This is a genomic window from Mesorhizobium qingshengii, assembly GCF_900103325.1.
GTDB classification, from domain to species: Bacteria; Pseudomonadota; Alphaproteobacteria; order Rhizobiales; family Rhizobiaceae; genus Mesorhizobium; species Mesorhizobium qingshengii.
This window is the reverse complement of sequence record NZ_FMXM01000010.1, coordinates 154,200-171,618: the sequence shown is the minus strand read 5'-3', so window position 1 is coordinate 171,618 and position 17,419 is coordinate 154,200. Positions and strand designations below refer to the sequence as shown.

The 17,419-nt window shown below is 63.2% G+C and carries 14 protein-coding genes; 9 read left to right on the top strand and 5 right to left on the bottom strand.

What is annotated here, in order from left to right:
- Position 1: 1 nt before the first annotated feature.
- Both BLS48_RS17740 and BLS48_RS17735 read left to right on the top strand, forming a co-directional pair.
- Positions 2 to 490 carry a hypothetical protein gene (locus BLS48_RS17740; protein WP_244529644.1) on the top strand — a complete coding sequence of 163 codons (489 nt, stop codon included), beginning with the start codon at positions 2 to 4 and terminating at the stop codon, positions 488 to 490.
- Between the two features lie 609 nt (positions 491 to 1,099).
- Positions 1,100 to 1,447: a hypothetical protein gene (locus BLS48_RS17735; RefSeq protein WP_167365132.1), complete on the top strand. Its 348-nt coding sequence runs from the start codon at positions 1,100 to 1,102 to the stop codon at positions 1,445 to 1,447.
- Positions 1,448 to 1,505: 58 nt separating this feature from the next.
- On the opposite strand, the gene ggt is transcribed toward BLS48_RS17735, so the two are convergent.
- The 3 genes from ggt to BLS48_RS17720 form a co-directional block, all read right to left on the bottom strand.
- The gene (gene ggt / locus BLS48_RS17730; RefSeq protein WP_091579854.1) at positions 1,506 to 3,245 is read right to left on the bottom strand and encodes a gamma-glutamyltransferase; all 1,740 of its coding nucleotides are present in this window, start codon (positions 3,243 to 3,245) and stop codon (positions 1,506 to 1,508) included.
- A 115-nt stretch (positions 3,246 to 3,360) separates the two neighbouring features.
- Positions 3,361 to 4,653: an L-rhamnose catabolism isomerase gene (rhaI, locus tag BLS48_RS17725; protein ID WP_091579852.1), complete on the bottom strand. Its 1,293-nt coding sequence runs from the start codon at positions 4,651 to 4,653 to the stop codon at positions 3,361 to 3,363.
- Positions 4,654 to 4,822: 169 nt separating this feature from the next.
- Positions 4,823 to 6,925 (bottom strand): bifunctional rhamnulose-1-phosphate aldolase/short-chain dehydrogenase, encoded by a 2,103-nt coding sequence (locus BLS48_RS17720; RefSeq protein ID WP_091579850.1) that lies wholly within the window; start codon positions 6,923 to 6,925, stop codon positions 4,823 to 4,825.
- Between the two features lie 184 nt (positions 6,926 to 7,109).
- Between BLS48_RS17720 and BLS48_RS17715 the strand changes: the two genes are divergently transcribed.
- The 7 genes from BLS48_RS17715 (at position 7,110) to BLS48_RS17685 (ending at position 14,250) form a co-directional block, all read left to right on the top strand.
- Positions 7,110 to 7,919, top strand: coding sequence for a DeoR/GlpR family DNA-binding transcription regulator (locus BLS48_RS17715; protein ID WP_091579847.1), 810 nt, complete (start codon positions 7,110 to 7,112; stop codon positions 7,917 to 7,919).
- A 55-nt stretch (positions 7,920 to 7,974) separates the two neighbouring features.
- Positions 7,975 to 8,970 carry a rhamnose ABC transporter substrate-binding protein gene (gene rhaS, locus BLS48_RS17710; protein WP_065005696.1) on the top strand — a complete coding sequence of 332 codons (996 nt, stop codon included), beginning with the start codon at positions 7,975 to 7,977 and terminating at the stop codon, positions 8,968 to 8,970.
- An 82-nt stretch (positions 8,971 to 9,052) separates the two neighbouring features.
- Positions 9,053 to 10,594 (top strand): sugar ABC transporter ATP-binding protein, encoded by a 1,542-nt coding sequence (locus tag BLS48_RS17705; protein ID WP_091579844.1) that lies wholly within the window; start codon positions 9,053 to 9,055, stop codon positions 10,592 to 10,594.
- Positions 10,591 to 11,568: an ABC transporter permease gene (locus BLS48_RS17700; protein ID WP_091579842.1), complete on the top strand. Its 978-nt coding sequence runs from the start codon at positions 10,591 to 10,593 to the stop codon at positions 11,566 to 11,568. The genes BLS48_RS17705 and BLS48_RS17700 overlap by 4 nt, the downstream gene beginning before the upstream one ends.
- Positions 11,565 to 12,560, top strand: a complete 996-nt coding sequence (locus BLS48_RS17695; protein WP_091579839.1) for an ABC transporter permease — start codon at positions 11,565 to 11,567, stop codon at positions 12,558 to 12,560. Before BLS48_RS17700 ends, BLS48_RS17695 begins: the two co-directional genes overlap by 4 nt.
- Positions 12,560 to 12,877 (top strand): L-rhamnose mutarotase, encoded by a 318-nt coding sequence (gene rhaM, locus BLS48_RS17690; protein ID WP_091579836.1) that lies wholly within the window; start codon positions 12,560 to 12,562, stop codon positions 12,875 to 12,877. The genes BLS48_RS17695 and rhaM overlap by 1 nt, the downstream gene beginning before the upstream one ends.
- Complete coding sequence (locus tag BLS48_RS17685; RefSeq protein WP_091579833.1) at positions 12,874 to 14,250, top strand: FGGY-family carbohydrate kinase; 1,377 nt, start codon at positions 12,874 to 12,876, stop codon at positions 14,248 to 14,250. Before rhaM ends, BLS48_RS17685 begins: the two co-directional genes overlap by 4 nt.
- On the opposite strand, the gene BLS48_RS17680 is transcribed toward BLS48_RS17685, so the two are convergent.
- Together BLS48_RS17680 and BLS48_RS17675 are read right to left on the bottom strand one after the other, a co-directional pair.
- On the bottom strand, positions 14,251 to 16,077 hold the full coding sequence (locus BLS48_RS17680; protein WP_091579830.1) for an alanine racemase: 1,827 nt from the start codon (positions 16,075 to 16,077) through the stop codon (positions 14,251 to 14,253).
- Position 16,078: 1 nt separating this feature from the next.
- Positions 16,079 to 17,329 carry a D-amino acid dehydrogenase gene (locus BLS48_RS17675; RefSeq protein ID WP_091579828.1) on the bottom strand — a complete coding sequence of 417 codons (1,251 nt, stop codon included), beginning with the start codon at positions 17,327 to 17,329 and terminating at the stop codon, positions 16,079 to 16,081.
- Positions 17,330 to 17,419: the final 90 nt, after the last annotated feature.

Sequence of the window (17,419 nt, the reverse complement as noted above, 5' to 3'; positions counted from 1 at the left end):
AATGTCGCGAGCTTGCTTCGCCTTTATTGCCTTTGTTACCTTGGTGAAGCCGGTAGAGGCAGGCGAGCGGATGTCTCATCTGCTTGACCGCTCCAGCCTGACGACCGCCTATTTTCTCCAAGCGGATCTCGTGACCGCATACACGACCGCAATGGCGCGCTTCCGTCTGCAGCTCGCAGGGCGTACTGGCGAAACCAACCTTGCGGTCCCTCTCGAACCACTGCTTTTGCGGGCGGAATTCCGTGCGCGGACATGGCGCTCGGCGGACGGCAGCCTATTGCAAGGCTTCGCCGGCAAGGGCGGCTTCCGGCTGACTATCGGGAACTGCCTGGCGCGCATCTGTGCTGCCAGCGAATGCAGCGATGCCGGTTGGCCGGTTTACGCCTGCAGCGACGGAAGCAAGCGCAAGATGTCCGTCACGGATTTTGTGACGGCAAGCTTCGGCGGCGTCTCTTACCGTCGATTGAGCGCCTCCCCTTCACAGGAATGATGGCGCGAGGCGCCGACCATCTTACTGAGTCAGGCTTTCAGCAAAGAGCGGTATCCTTTTCCCTCGCCGCAAACGCTGCCTGCACCGCACAGTTGACCGTCACCGGCAGCATAGACATGCGGTCTCGCCGGCATGCAGCTCTGGCCTGCACGCCAGGGAAGGTTCCAAGGCGCTCCGCCATTGCCCGCGCTGATTCGTCAGTGCGTGTCAGAGCAATGGCCGTGGAGCGTGGCGACGAGACCGGCCGGAATCTGGCGCGGAAAGATCGCGACCGCGCAACTCGTTGACGCTGGCGGCAAGGCGATTCGGCCCGTCACGACAGCCCAGTGCGGCGTCACGCCCCATCGAGAATCATCCTCCGCGCGGCGGAATCCATGTCCGACATCATCTTTCCTCCACGAACGCATCCCATGATTGGATGGTCCATGGCCGCCTTCGGGCAGATCAGCCCTGGATTGCCTGGGGCTGCGAGACGACCGGGGCAAATCAAAAGCAGGCGGCAAGCCGCCGTCGGAACATGTTGAAGACCGTGCCGAACGCATCAAGCGCAGTGCGATCGGGTTGCGCTCGGCAAGGCTTGATGATTTGTTGCCGCTATACGGAGAACGAATGATGCGAGAGCCTGTCGGTCAAGACGAATATGGGTCGACCAGCCCCTTCGACCCGGACGACCTTTCGACGTTGAACGCGATCGGTCCAAGCATGGGAAGCGGCAACGATTTCGAGAAGTACGCGGTCGCGGTGATCATCGTGTTCGGCGCGCTGATCATCGGCGGGCTGATGGCGGCGTCGATGACCTTCGGGCACCGCAACGGCTTCCTCTACGCGCTTGGCGGCGCCACATCAGCCTGGATATCCGGAAACGCGCTGCTGCTCGACCGGCCGCGCATCTATGCGCTGTTCGTCGGCATCGCGGCCCTGATGCTGATTGCGTCGACCATCACGCTGGTCTTGTGACGATCCACGGGAGCAGCAGGCGAGCAGCCCGAATCGCCGCGCTCCAGCTTTTCCGATCCTAGTATCCCAGCGCCTCGCCGGAGGCGGCGCGGCTGTCGATGGCGCCGTTGTAGCGGGCGCCGCCACCCTTCTCGATTTCCGCCAGACTCTTGCCGCCGACCAGTATGCCGGCGGCCTGGCCCCAGGTCGCGTCGCTTAGATCGAGGTGGTAGCCCATGCCGGCGAGCAGCTTTTCGGTGTCCGGCGAGAGTCCAAACGGCTCGATGTAAACCGTGTCGGGCAGCCACTGGTGGTGGATGCGCGGCGCGTCGATCGCCTCCTGGATGTTCATGCCGTGGTCGATGACGTTGACGATGGCTTCCAGCGTGATGGTGATGATGCGCGAGCCACCCGGGCTGCCGATGACCATGAACGGCTTGCCATCCTTGGCCACGACTGTCGGGCTCATCGATGACAGGGGCGTCTTTTTCGGCTGGATGGCGTTGGCCTCGCCCTGGACCAGACCGTAGAGATTGGGCACGCCGGGCTTCTGGGTGAAATCGTCCATCTCGTTGTTGAGCAGGATGCCGGTGCCATCGGCGACGACGCCGGCGCCGAAGGAACCGTTCAGCGTATAGGTGACGGCGACCGCGTTGCCGTCATTGTCGATGATCGAATAATGCGTAGTCTCCTTGCTCTCGCCAAAGCCCTTCGGCATCAGATCCTGCGAGACGCCAGCCCGGAAAGGGTCGATCTTTTCCCGGATGTCCTTGGCATAGGTCTTGTCCAGGAGTTTCGAGAGCGGATTGTCGACGAAATCGGGATCGCCGAGCGCCGAATTGCGGTCGACATAGGCATGACGCATCGCCTCGACCATGACATGGACGGTCTCGGCCGAACCGGCGCCGAGATAAGACAACGGATAGCCCTCCAGCACGTTGAGGATTTCGCAGATGATGACGCCGCCGGAGCTCGGCGGCGGCGAGGATGTGATCTCGTAGCCGCGATAGAAGCAGGTCACGGGTTTCAGTTCGCGCACCGCGTATTGCTCGAAATCCTGCCTGGCCAGGATACCGCCCTTGGCGCCGCTCGCCTTGACGATGGCATCGGCAATGGCGCCCTTGTAGAACGCATCAGGGCCTTCTTCGGAAATGGCGGCGAGCGAGGCGGCGAGGTCGGGCTGGATGAGCCGATCGCCAGTGGCGTAGGTTTTCCCGTCAGGCTTCAGGAAAATGGCGGCAGCGGCGGGATCCTTAGCCAGCCGAGCGGCGCTGCTAGCAAAGGAGGCTGCGTCACCCTGATTGAGGATGAACCCGTCCTTGGCATAGCTGATTGCCGGCGCCATCAGGTCTTGTCTGGACAAGGTGCCGTATTTTTCGCGCGCCATCTCGAAACCAGCCACCGAACCAGGCACGCCAACGGCGAGATAGCCGTCCAGGCTCGCGCCCTTCACCGGGTTGCCGTCCTTGTCGAGATACATGGTTTTGGTCGCCGCCAGTGGCGCGCGCTCGCGGAAATCGAGGAAGGTCGATTTGCCGTCCTTGAAGCGGATGGTCATGAAGCCGCCGCCGCCGATATTGCCGGCATTGGGGTAGACGACGGCGAGCGCATAGCCGACGGCGACCGCCGCATCGACGGCATTGCCGCCCTTCTTCAGGACCTCGACGCCCACTTCCGACGCCAGATGCTGGGCCGTCACCACCATTCCGTGCTCGCCCTTGGCCGGCGCGGGTGATGCGGCGAAGACGCTCGTTAATGGCGCGAAGGCAAAGGTGATGGAAAGACTGGCGGCGATCAATGTTCGGCGGGTGAGATACATGGCGGGTTCTCCGGGCGGGGGACGCCTAGAAGACCCTCTCGGACCAATCGAGTCCATTCACAAAATGGCCACCCCAAGAAGCAAACCGGTGAGGCAATATCGGCTCAGAGTTCGCCTACACAATGCCACCGGAGCCGCCGGCGACCGCTGGGCGTTCGCCCGCGACCTTGGCGCGGTAGCCCGCCGCCCGGTAAGCTGAGACGGGATCGATGGCGCCGCCGGTTTTCAGCCGCGCCATGGCAAGGATCGGCTCGACATCGGTGCGGTAGGCGGCTTTCAGCGTCTGCGTCGCCATCAGCGCGTCATTGCCGTCCTGGAAGCCTTCCAGCGCCTTGCGGTCGACCAGCAGTGCCTGTGCATAGGCGCGCTGCACCTCGACCGCCGACAGCATCAAGCTTTCGATCGGATCGGTGACGTTGTGGCTCTGGTCGAGCATGTGTGCCGGATCAAAGCCCTCGGCGCCTGACAGTTCGGCATCGACCAGTTCGTTGAAAACGAGGAACAGCCGGTAAGGATCGATCGAACCGGCATCGAGATCGTCGTCGCCATATTTCGAATCGTTGAAATGGAAGCCGCCGAGTTTCTTGAACTGGATCAGCCGCGACACGATCATCTCGATGTTGACGTTGGGGGCATGGTGGCCAAGGTCGACCAGGCAGAACGCCTTGTCGCCCAGCTCCTTCGCAATCAGGTAATTGGTGCCCCAGTCCTGCACGACAGTGGAATAGAAGGCCGGCTCGTACATCTTGTGCTCGGTGAACAGCTTCCAGTCCGCGGGCAGTCCGGCGTAGATCTCCTTCATGGCGTCGAGATAGCGCTCGAACGCCTTGGCGAAATTGACCTGGCCGGGGAAGTTCGAGCCGTCGCCGATCCACACCGTCAGCGCCTTGGAGCCCAGCGTCCTGCCGATCTCGATGCATTCGAGATTGTGCTCGACCGCTTGCCTGCGCGTGCCAGCGTCGGCATGCGACAGCGAGCCGAATTTGTAGGAGAGCTTCTGGTCCCTGGCGTCCGAGAAGGTGTTGGAGTTCATGGCGTCGAAGCCGAGACCGAAGCGCGAGGCCGCCTGCTTCAGCCGGTTCGGATCGGCCTTGTCCCACGGAATGTGCAACGAGACGGTCGGCGTCGCCTGCGTCAGTTGCTGGATGACGGCACAGTCCTCGATCTTGTCGAAGATGTCGCGCGGCTCGCCGGCGCCGGGAAAGCGGGCAAAGCGGGTGCCGCCGGTGCCGACGCCCCAGGAGGGAATAGCCACCGCGAATTTTTCGACCTTGTCGCGGATGGCATCGATGGTGATGCCGCGACGGTCGAGCCGTTCGCCGAGCGAGGCGTAATCGCGCTCGAGGTCAGCCTTGCGCGCGGCATTGTCCTTGTCGACGAGGTCGGCGGAAATGATGGTTTCGGACACGGCGATTTCCTCCCAAATGCGTTCGGCCGGCGCTGCCCCTCATCCGCCTGCCGGCACCTTCTCCCCGTATTGGGACGGGGAGAAGGGAAGCGCTCCGGTGTGGGCGTCCCCCTCTCCCCGTCCTTACGGGGAGAGGGTAAGGGTGAGGGGCAGCGCCGCCTTCAAATGATTATCGCGTAAAGCTCTGCGCGTTGCCCGCGTCGACATTGATGATGTTGCCGGTGGACTTGGCCGACATGTCCGAGGCGAAGAAATAGATCGCTTCGGCGATGTCTTCGGGAAACACCGAACGCTTCAGCATCGAGCGTGAGCGGTAATGCTCCTCCAGATCGTCGGTCGACATCTTGTAGGCAGCGGCGCGCTGTTCCTTCCATTCGCCGGTCCAGATCTTCGAGCCGCGCAGGACGGCGTCCGGATTGACGACATTGACCCTGATCTGTGCCTCAGCACCCTCCAGCGCCAGGCAGCGCGCCAGATGGATCTCGGCGGCCTTGGCCGTGCAATAGGCGGCGGCGTTGGGCGATGCGGCGAGGCCGTTCTTGGAGGCGACGAAGACGACGTTGCCGCCGATCTTCTGCACCCGGAACAGCCTGAACGCCTCCCTGGAGACCAGGAAATAGCCGGTCGACAGGATGTCCATGTTCTTGTTCCACAGCGCCAGCGTCGTCTCCTCGATCGGCGCCGAGGAGGCGAGACCTGCATTCGACACCAGAATGTCGATGCCGCCGAACTCGACCGCCATCTCGGCGAAGCCGGAGATGACCTGGTCCTCCGATGTGACGTTGATCACCACCGGCCGGACGAAATCCTTGCCGTAGGTCTTGGCCAGTTCGTCATTGGCGCTGGCGAGCGCGGCCTCGTCGATATCGGCCAGCACGACGCAGGCGCCCTCGCGCAGCAGCCGGTTGGCGGTCGCGCGGCCGATGCCGCCGGCGCCACCGGTGACCAGCGCGATCTGGCCGGCGAGCGCCTTCGGCTTCGGCATGCGCTGCAGCTTCAAATCCTCGAGCTGCCAGTATTCGATGTCGAAAGCTTCCTGCGCGGGCAGGCCGACATAAGACGAAACGGTCGAGGCGCCGCGCATGACGTTGATAGCGTTGACGTAGAACTCACCCGAAATGCGCGCCGTCGCCTTGTCGCCGGCGAAGGTGAACATGCCAACGCCGGGCATCAGATAGACCACGGCATTGGGATCGCGGATGGCCGGCGAGTCGGCATGCTTGCAGCTGTCGTAATAGGCCTGGTAGCCAACACGATAGGCGGCAATATCGTCGGCGAGGCGGGCAATGACCGCATCGACGTCGGGCTTTGCCGGATCGAATTCGATGACCAGCGGCCGGATCTTGGTACGCAGGAAATGGTCCGGGCACGACGTGCCGAGTGCGGCCAGCGGGCGCAAATCCCTGGAGTTGACGAATTCGAGCACGGCGTGCTGGTCGTCGAAATGACCGAGCTTGTGACTCTTCTCCGAGATCAGGCCGCGAATCCTGGGCATCAGCTTGGCAGCGATGGCCCGGCGCGCCGCGACATCGAGCGACTTGACCACCTCGCCGCCAAAAATGGGGAGGCCCTCTGACCGGCGCTCGAACCATTCGATCGCCTGATTGATCACCGAGATCGTCGTCTCGTAGCATTCCCGAGGGGTATCGCCCCAGGTGAACAGGCCATGGCTTTCGAGAATGACACCCTTCGCGGTGGGATGTTCGAGACAGAATTTCTCCAGCCACAGGCCGAGCTCGAAGCCCGGACGCTTCCAGGGCAGCCAGCCAATGGCGTCGCCGAAGATCTCCCTGGTCAGCGCCTTCGAATCCTTGGCGGCTGCAATGGCGATGATGGCGTCGGGATGCATGTGGTCGACAAAAGGCTTCGGCACGAAGGCATGCAGCGGCGTGTCGATCGAGGCCGCGCGCGGATTGAGGTTGAAGGTGCAGTGCGGCAGGAAGCCGACCATCTCGTCTTCATGCGCAAGGCCGCGATAAAGCCCCTTCAGCGCCCGCAATTTGTCCATGTAGAGCGTGGCAAAGCCGTCGAGCTTGATCGAGGCGCTGTCGCCGCCCGAGCCCTTGACCCAAAGCACTTCGACGTTCTCGCCGCTGAGCGGGTCTTTCTGCCAGATCTTCGAGGACGTGTTGCCGCCGCCATAATTGGTGACGCGCTTGTCGGACCCAAGCACATTCGAGCGGTAGACGAGCCGTTCCGGCTCGCTCATCGCCTGAGCCTTGGCCTCGTCCCACAGATTGGCGAGGCGCGCGCCGGTGCGCTTGTCGAGCATAGATATCCTCCCTGGGACGCAAAAACCCGCAGTCCATTTTGCCGGGAATGTCTACGCAAGCTGGCCGCTTGTCAATCACAAACGATCAAGATCAATCATATTGCACTGCACAATGAAATTATATGATCGGAAATGATTGACACTGCGCGTTTTGGGTGCCTAGATACTCAGGCAGGGAGGAACCATGCACGAAAAAGAGCGCCACAGGATCATTCTGTCCGCCGTCCAGGAAAAGCCTGTGGTGACGGTGCAGGAGATGGTCGACCTGACGGAGTCCTCCGAGGCGACGATCCGGCGCGACATCGCGGCTCTCCACGTCCAGAAGCGCCTGCGCCGGGTGCGCGGTGGCGCCGAAGCAATATCGCCGCCGCAGTTCATCGGCCTCGCCGGCCGGCCCTTTTCCGTCAACGAGACAATCAATGCTTCGCAGAAGCGGGCAATCGCGCGTGAAGCGGTGGAGCTTTGCAAGGACGGCGAGCCGATCATCATCAATGGCGGCACCACCACGTTCCAGATGGTGCATTTCCTGACCGGCCGCCGCATGCCAATCTTCACCAATTCGTTCCCGATCGCCGAGCACCTGCTCAAGCATTCCAAGAACACGGTGATGCTGTCGGGCGGCACGATCTACCGCGAGCAGAACATCATCCTGTCGCCCTTCGACAACGACGTAACGCGCAATTTCTACGCACGCCGCATGTTCATGGGTGCGCAGGGGCTCGGGCCGCTCGGCCTGATGGAAGGCGACCCGCTGCTGATCCAGGCGGAGCAGAAACTGATCGACCAGGCCGACGAGCTGGTGGTGCTGGTCGATTCCTCGAAATTCCGCAAACGCTCCAGCCTGATCCTGTGCGGCCTGTCGCGCATCGCCACCGTCATCACCGATGACGGCATCGAAGATCGCGAAGCCAAGATGTTAGAGACCGCGGGCGTGACTCTGATCGTCGCCCGCAAGTCGGCAACCAACGAGGAAGAATCTTCACTGCAGGCCTGAGGCCAACTCGCGCCCGCAGCGGCGATGGAATGCAACGCTCAAGGGAGGATATTCGATGAGCTTCTTGAAGAAATTGATGGTTACGGCGGCTTTTTCAGCCGCCATGTTCGTAAATGCTGCCTATGCCGAGAACGTCAAGATCGCGCTGGTGGTGAAGTCGCTCGGCAACGGCTTCTTCGATGCCGCCAACAAGGGCGCCGAAGAGGCGGCCAAGGAACTCGGCGATGTCGACATCATCTACACCGGCCCGACCAAGGCGACCGCAGAAGCGCAGATCGAAGTGGTCAACTCGCTGATCGCCCAGAAGGTCAATGCCATCGCCATTTCGGCCAATGACGCCGACGCGCTGGTGCCGGTGCTGAAGAAGGCCATGGAGCGTGGCATCACCGTCATCTCCTGGGATTCGGGTGTCGCCAAGGAAGGCCGGCAGCTGCATCTCAACCCGTCCGACACCGGCCTGATCGGCGAGACCATCATCAAGCTCGCCGCCGACTATCTGCCGGAAGGCGGCGACGTCGCCATCCTGTCGGCCTCCTCGACCGCGACCAACCAGAACGCCTGGATCGACGCGGCCAAGAAAATCCTGCCGGAGAAATTCCCCAAGATCAAACTGGTCGCCACCGTCTATGGCGATGACGATTCGGCCAAGAGCACGGACGAAGCCAAGGGCCTGTTGAAGTCCTATCCGAACCTCAAGGCGATCATCGCGCCGACCACCGTCGGCGTCGTTGCCGCGGCCCAGGTCGTCACCGACGAGAACCTGATCGGCAAGGTCAATGTCACCGGCCTGGCGCTGCCGTCCGAGTTCAAGAAGTTCATCGACAACGGCGCCAGCCAGGCCGTGGCGCTGTGGAACCCGATCGACCTCGGTTATTCCGCCGTCTACCTCGCCCATGATCTGGCGGTGAAGAAGGAAGAGGCCAAGCCTGGTGCGACGCTGTCGATCGGCCGCGTCGGCAAGGTCACGCTCGACGACACCAACTCGGCTGCGATGGCTCCGCCCTTCCAGTTCGACAAGACCAACATCGAGAAGTTCTCCAAGATCTATTAATCTGGAGCCTTTCAAGCTGACGCGGCGGGACTCACGTCCCGCCGCGACTTTAAACCGACCTGTCTCAGGGCTTGATACGACCATGGACACGACAGCCCAACACGGCGCGGCAAAGGAGGGGCCTCTGGCCTCCGCCCCACGCCTGACGCTGTCCGGCATCTCGAAGAGCTTTCCCGGCGTGCGCGCACTGCACGATGTCAGCCTGTCGCTCTATCCGGGGCAGGTGACCGCGCTGATCGGTGAAAATGGCGCCGGCAAGTCGACACTGGTCAAGATCATGACCGGCATCTATCAGCCCGACGCGGGCACCATCAGCATCGACGGCCAGGCCGTCACTCTACCCAGCGCCCACGCCGCCTTCGGCCATGGCGTCACCGCCATCCATCAGGAAACCGTGCTGTTCGATGATTTGACGGTCGCCGAAAACATCTTTCTCGGCCACGCGCCGCGCACGCGCTTCGGTACCATCGACTGGCGCACGATGCGCAAAAATGCGCGCGAAGTTCTCGACACCATGCATGCCGGTCATATCGGTGCCGACACGCGGCTGAAGGACCTCGGCATCGCCAACAAGCATCTCGTTGCCGTCGCCCGCGCCATGTCTATCGACGCGCAGATCGTCATCATGGACGAGCCGACCGCGGCGCTGTCGATGAAGGAGATCGAGGAGCTGTTCCTGCTCATCGAATTCCTCAAGGGCGAAGGCAAGGCGATCCTGTTCATCAGCCACAAGTTCGACGAGATCTACCGCATCGCCGACCGCTACACGGTGTTCCGCGATGGCGAGATGGTCGGCGAGGGCCTGATCAAGGATGCCGGCCAGAGCCAGATCGTACGCATGATGGTCGGCCGCGCGGTCGACCATATCTTTCCGCAGCGCAAGGCCGAGATCGGCGCGCCGGTGCTCACTGTCTCCGGCCTGTCGCATCCGACCGAGTTCAACGACATCGGTTTCGAACTGCACAAGGGCGAAATCCTTGGCTTTTATGGCCTTGTCGGCGCCGGGCGCAGCGAGGTCATGCAGGCGATATCGGGCATCACCCGCACCACAGGCGGCACGATCACGCTGGAAGGCAAGACGATCGTGCCGAAATCGGCGGCGGATTCCATCGATGCCGGCATCGTCTATGTGCCGGAAGAACGCGGCAAGCAAGGCGTGGTGATCGGCCTGCCGATCTTCCAGAATGTCTCTCTGCCCTCGCTCAAGCGCACCTCCAGATCGGGCCTGTTGCGGCTGGCGGAAGAGTTCACGCTGGCCCGCTCCTACACGGAACGGCTCGATCTGCGCGCCTCTTCGCTCAGCCAGGATGTCGGAACGCTGTCGGGCGGCAACCAGCAGAAGATCGTCATCGCCAAATGGCTGGCGACCGCGCCCAAGGTGATCATCCTCGACGAGCCGACCAAGGGCATCGACATCGGCTCCAAGGCCGCCGTGCACGGCTTCATGGCCGAGTTGGTGGCGCAAGGCCTGTCGGTGATCATGGTGTCGTCGGAACTGCCTGAGATTCTCGGCATGTCCGACCGCGTCGTCGTCATGCGCGAAGGTCTCGTCGCGGCGGTCTTCGACAACAAGGGACTGGATGCCGAGACCCTGGTCAGGACGGCAGCAGGGATCGCGGCATGAAGACTTTCTTGAAATACCGCGAAATCTGGCTGCTCGCGGCCATCGTCGTGCTGATCGGCCTGATCTCGACGCGTTTCCCGGCCTTTGCCGATCCCGGTAATCTGCGGCAGGTGTTCAACGACACCTCGATCCTGATGATCCTGGCGCTCGGCCAGATGGTTGTCATCCTGACCCGCTCGATCGACCTGTCGATGGCGTCCAACCTCTGCTTCACCGGAATGGTGGTGGCGATGCTCAACGCGGCGCACCCGGCAATCCCGATCCCGCTGCTGATCGTCATTGCGCTGGTCGTCGGCCTGGTGCTCGGCGCCATCAACGGCCTGCTGGTGTGGCGGCTGAACATCCCTTCGATCGTGGTGACATTGGGCACGCTCACCATCTACCGCGGCGCCACCTTCGTCATCTCAGGCGGCGCCTGGGTCAATGCCGACAAGATGAGCCCCGACTTCATCGGCTTTCAGCGCGCGGCCTTCCTCGGTATTCCGGTGCTGTCGTGGATCGCCGTCCTGGTCATCGCGCTGTTCTTCGTGTTGATGACACGCACCGCGCTCGGCCGCTCCATCTACGCCATCGGCGTCAATCCGACGGCGTCGGTCTATGCGGGTATCGATGTCGGCCGGACAAAATTCATCGTCTTCTGCATCTCCGGCATGATCGGCGGCCTCTCGGGCTATCTCTGGATCTCGCGTTATGTGATCGCCTCGGTCGAGGTCGCCAATGGCTATGAGCTCAACATCATCGCCGCCTGCGTCATCGGCGGCATCTCGATCGCTGGCGGTATCGGCTCGGTCGGCGGCGCGGTGCTCGGCGCGCTGTTCCTCGGCATCATTTCCAACGCGTTGCCGGTTATCAACATCTCGCCCTTCTGGCAGATGGCGATTTCGGGCAGCGCCATCATCCTGGCCGTGGTCCTCAACGCGCGCGGCGAACGCCAGCAAGGCCGTATCATCCTCAGAAAGGTGGAGGCGGCATGACCGACGTCCCTGCGCCGCGCCACATTCCCGACCGGCTCGACAAGCCGTTCAGTTCGGCGGTCTTTTCCTGGGAAGCGCTGCTGGTCGTGGTGGCGGTTGCCATCTTCGCCATCAACAGCTTCGCCTCGCCGTACTTCCTCGACCCCTATTCGCTGTCCGATCTCACCTTCAATTTCACCGAGAAGGGTCTGATCGCCTTCGCCATGGCGCTGCTGATCATTTCGGGCGAGATCGACCTGTCGGTCGCCGCGATCATCGCGCTTGCCTCGACCATGATGGGCATGGCGGTGCAGGCCGGTGCCGGCACACCGGTGCTGGTGCTGATCGGCATCGTCGTCGGGCTCGGCTGCGGCGCCTTCAACGGGCTGCTGGTCACGAGGCTCGGCCTGCCATCCATCGTCGTCACCATCGGCACGATGAGCCTGTTTCGCGGCATCGCCTTCATCATCCTCGGCGACCAGGCCTACAAGGGCTATCCCGAAAGCTTCGCTTTCTTTGGCCAAGGCTACGTATGGTGGGTGGTGTCGTTCGAACTGGTGCTCTTCCTGATCGCGGCTGTCGTCTACTGGTTCGTGCTGCACCGGACGAGTTTCGGGCGTCGCGTCTTTGCCATCGGCAACAATCCGGTCGCGGCGCAGTTTTCCGGCGTGCGCGTCGGCCGCATCAAGTTCATCCTGTTCTGCCTGACCGGGCTGATGTCAGGCATCGCCTCGGTGCTGATCACCTCGCGGCTCGGCTCGACACGGCCGTCAATCGCGCAAGGCTATGAGCTCGAAGTCATCACCATGGTGGTGCTCGGCGGTGTCAGCATTCTCGGCGGCGCCGGCAGCATCCTTGGCGTCGTGCTTGCCGCCTTCATCATGGGGTTGGTGACTTTCGGGCTGGGCCTGCTCAACGTACCCGGCATCGTCATGTCGATCTTCATCGGCCTGCTCCTGATCATCGTCATCGCGCTGCCGATCGTCTGGCGGCGGCTGCGCGGAGGGCGCTGATGCCTGAGAAATACGCGTTCAAGATGAAGCTCAAGCCCGGCATGAAGGCCGAGTACAAGAAGCGTCACGATGAGATCTGGCCGTCACTGGTCGCATTGCTGAAGCAGGCCGGCGTCTCCGATTACTCCATCCATCTCGACGAAGAGACCGGCACTCTGTTCGGCGTGCTGTGGCGGCGTGAGGACCATGACATGGACGATCTGCCCAAGCATCCGGTGATGCAGCGCTGGTGGGGACACATGGCCGACCTCATGGAGACCAAGCCGGACAACGAGCCGGTGGCCGTACCGCTGGAAACCGTGTTCCATATGGCATGAGCGCGATGCGCCACATCGCCGTCATCGACATCGGCAAGACCAACGCCAAGGTGGCGCTGGTCGACCTCACGACGTTGAGCGAGGTGGCGCTGCGCCGCATGGCGAATGCGCCGGTTCGGCAAGCACCTTACCCGCATCACGATGTCGAGGCCTTGTGGACATTCATCCTCGACAGCCTTGCCGGTCTCAACCGCGAACAGTGCATCGACGCGATATCGATCACCACCCATGGCGCGACGGGGGCGCTGGTCGATGCCTCGGGCGATTTGGTGCTGCCGGTCCTCGACTACGAATTCGATGGCCCCGACAGGCTGGTGGCTGACTATGACGCCATCCGTCCGCCTTTTGCCGAGACCGGCACGCCGCGCTTGCCGCTCGGCCTCAATCTCGGCGCGCAATTCTTCTGGCAGCAGAGAAGCTTCCCGGCGGAGTTCGCCATGGCCACGGCGATGCTTATGTACCCGCAATACTGGGCCTTGCGGCTGACCGGCGTCGCCGCCAACGAGGTGACATCGCTTGGCTGCCACACCGATCTGTGGAACCCATGGACAGCGGATTTTTCATCATTGGTCGACAGGCTGGAGTGGCGCCGTCTGATGGCGCCGGTACGGCCAGCCAGGGACCAGCTCGGCCCGATCCTGCCCGCGATTGCCGCGCGAACCGGCCTCGATCCGCTGACACCGGTGTTCTGCGGCCTGCACGATTCCAATGCCTCGCTGCTGCCGCATCTCCTGTCCGACACGCCGCCCTTCTCTGTGGTCTCGACCGGCACCTGGGTGGTGTCTATGGCTGTCGGCGGCAATCAGATTGTCCTGGATGCCGCGCGCGACACGCTGGTCAATGTCAACGCACGCGGCAATCCCGTCCCCTCGGCCCGCTTCATGGGCGGCCGCGAGTTCTCAGTGCTGACGGGAGGCCAGCCGGAGACGTGGACCGAAGATGATGTCGGCGCCGTGTTGGCGCGAAAGACATTGCTGCTGCCATCGACCCAGCAAGGCTCCGGGCCGTTCCCACATCGGGCCGCGACTTGGCTCAACGCTGACGACATAAACAGCGGCCAGCGCTTTGCCGCCATCTCGTTCTATCTGGCGCTGATGACGGCGACCTGCCTTGACCTGATCGGCGCCGACGGCCCGACCATTGTCGAAGGTCCCTTTGCCCGCAACCGGCTCTTTGTCGGCATGCTGGCGGCAGCGACAGTGCGCGCCGTTGTCGCTTCGGAAGCCGCCACGGGCACCAGCATCGGTGCCGCGCTGCTCGCATCAGGCCCGGTAACGGCGCAAGGCAAGGGCGAAAGAATGCAGCCGCCAACTGACAGGGCCTGGGCCGAATATGCCGGCGCATGGCGCGCCGCGCTCGAGACGCAGGACTGACTACAAGATCCGCTTGCCGAAGGCCGACATGACGAAGTTGATCGCGTCGGTGCCAATCCGTGGCTCGAGATCCGCGGTAAGGCCTGAAACATCCATCGACAGGAGACCGCCGGAGAGCGCGATCGCCTCCATCGCCTGGTGCGTTTCGCGCACCGTCAGCCCACCGGAGCCCGCGGCCCAGCCGGCGAATTCGGTCGCCGTCGGCGAATAGCTGACATGGAAGCCCTGCGTGCCAGAGGTGGCGATGCGGATCGCCTCATGCATCAGATCGCGCATGCCCATGGCGTCGATATCGGTCATGGTGAAGGCCGAAACGCGCGAATCCTTCAGCACCCTCGCCTCGGCCGGGTCGACGTGGCGCAGGCCGACGATGACGACATTTTCCGGCGACAGCTGCGGCTGCAGCGCGCCTGGCTTGTGATCGAGGCCGAGCGTGCGCGCCAGCACCGAGCCTTCCGGCAGGTCGATGCCGTCCTCGTCCTCGGGCATGAGGGCCGCGATGGAATCGATCCAGATCAGACCAAAGGAATGAGTCGCACGTGCCGTTGCGGTCAGCGCCTTGTGGGCGATGCGGCGATCGGCACCGGCGCTCAGCCGAATCAGCCCCGAGGGCGGCCGTTCGACATCGGCGAGTTCAACCACGTCGAAATTCATCGCTTCCAGCCGCGCGCCGGTGCCCTCCCGAGCCAGGATGCCGGCGGCTTCCTGCTCGGCGGATATCGACACCATCTTGCGGCCCGAAAAATCCTCGACGTCGTGCATCGGGGCCTTCTCGACATATTCCGAAGTCATCGCCAGCAGCATGGCGCCATAGCTCATGCGGAAGGCGACGCGGTCGCCGACGGCGGGCGGCGGGTCGGCATCCTGCACATCCAGCAGCAGATGATCGCTGGAGGCGCCGAGCACCCTTATGCCCTTGGCAATCGGCGTCAGCCCTTCGACCAGCACGTCCTCGCGGCCGATATTGGCGATGGCGCGCAGCCTGTCACCCTCGTCGGGGAAGACCGGCTGGTTGCCGAAGGCGTCGTAGCCGGACTGGCCGATCGGCCGTGACGGCTTCAGCTTGACCTCGATAATGTCGCTGGTCAGCCGGCAGGCATCGGGTTCGAGTTCCGCCCATGGCGTTCCGCGAAAGGTCTCGACGCCGCCTTGCAGGATCGCCTCGCCGACGCGCAGATTGTTGATGCCGGCCGGCAGCTTGCCTTCGAGCAGCAGCGGCAGCGACGACGAGGCGCCGCCCGATATCCAGTCAAGGCTTTTGCCGGACAGGCGTTCGGTCTTGTAGGCATGGGCGACCAATTGCCCGAGGTTTTCCTCGGTCGGCATGATGGCGCCGAAACAGCCGAGATTGGTGCCGATGCCGGCGATGCGCACACCCTTCAGCTGCAGTATCTGCTCGACCGTCGGGATGAGGTCGCTCGGCCAGATGCCTTCGCGGAGATCGCCAAGATCGATCATCAGCATGATGTCGTGGACGCGGCTCATGCGCTCGGCGATGCGCGAGATCTCGCGGATGGTGCTCAATTCCGACTGCAGGCTGATGTCGACGGTGCGCACCACCTCTTCGACGCGCGCCATCGGTGGGCTGCGCAGCAGCATGATCGGCGCGTTGATGCCGCTATCGCGCAACCGGCGGATGTTTTCGAAACGCGATTCGGCGATGCCGGCGACGCCGCCGCGCAGCATGGCACGCGCCACTTGCGGCATGCCGCAGGTGCCCTTGGTGACGCCGAACACCTTGATGCCCGACAGGGCGCAACGTTCGACGATGGTGCGGGCGTTGCGCTCGATGCGACCAAGGTCGATAGCGACTTGCGGTCCCGACATCCTACCCCCCGTAGACCAGCCCTTGCGGGTCGATCTCCGGCTTGCGGCCGGCGACGAGATCGACAAGGAACTTCCCCGAGCCGCAAGCCATGGTCCAGCCGACATGGCCATGGCCGGTGTCGAGATAGAGGTTCTTGTAGCGGGCCTGGCCGATGACCGGCACCGAGTTCGGCATCATCGGCCGCAGGCCCGCCCACAGCTCGGCCTTCTTCTCGTCGAAGGCGCCTGGGAACAGGTCCTTGCCGGTCCTGAACATGGCTGCGAAATCGCTCGGCCGGAAGGTACGGTCGAAACCGGTGAACTCGGCGGTCGAAGCAAGCCGCAGCCGGTTGCCCAGCCTGGAATAGGCGATGAGCTGGTCTTCGTCGGCGCCGCCCATGGTCGGCCCCTTGCTCTCGTCCTCCAAGGGAATCGTCGCGGTATAACCCTTCACCGGGTAGACAGGCAGGTCGATGCCGTAGCGGCGCCCGAGCAGGCCGCTTTCCGGCCCCATCGAGATGACCACGGCATCGCCGAGAACCGGTCCGGCCGAGGTCATCACCGCGCGCACCCGGTCACCCTCGATGTCGAGGCCCTCGACCGTCGTGCCGTAGAGAAAGGTCACGCCGAGTTTCTCGGCTGCGTAGGCGGCGAGGTTTTCAGTGAACTGCCGGGAATCGCCGGTCTGGTCGATCGGCGAATAGACGCCGCCGGCGATCTTCTCCTTCACGCCGGCAAGACCCGGCTCGAGCTCGATCAGCCGGTCGCGGCCGACGATCTCGATCGGCAGGCCATGCTCGGCCAAATAGCGGTAGTTGTCGGTGCCGGTGTCGAGACTGTGCTGCGAGCGAAAGAAATAAAGAATGCCCTTCTTGCGCTCGTCATAGCCGATGCCGGTGTCGGCGGAGATGGCGTTGATGCAGTCGCGGGAATAGAGCGCCAGGCGCAGCTTGACCCGGCTGTTGGCGCGCAGTCGCTCTTTTGTGCACTGTCGCAGGAAGCGCAGGCTCCAGGCGAGGAAATAGGGATCGAAGCGCAGCCGCACCTTGATGCCGAGATCATGGTTGTAGAGCGCGCGCAGGAACGTCTTCAGCGCCGCCGGTGAAGCCCAGGCGGTAGCATCGCCGGGTGACACCAGGCCCGCATTCGACTGGCTGGTGCCCCGCGCCGGCGCCGGATGGCGCTCGATCACGGTGACCTCGTGGCCGTCGCTGGCCAGGTAGTAAGCGGCCGCCGTACCGACAACGCCGGCTCCGAGCACCGTGATTTTCATGCCATCCCCCAAGAATTCCTCGCGTCGCGGCGCCTCCACGCCTTGCGAATGCCTTCAATAGCGCTTCACTGAGCGCCTTGCGAGCCCTAG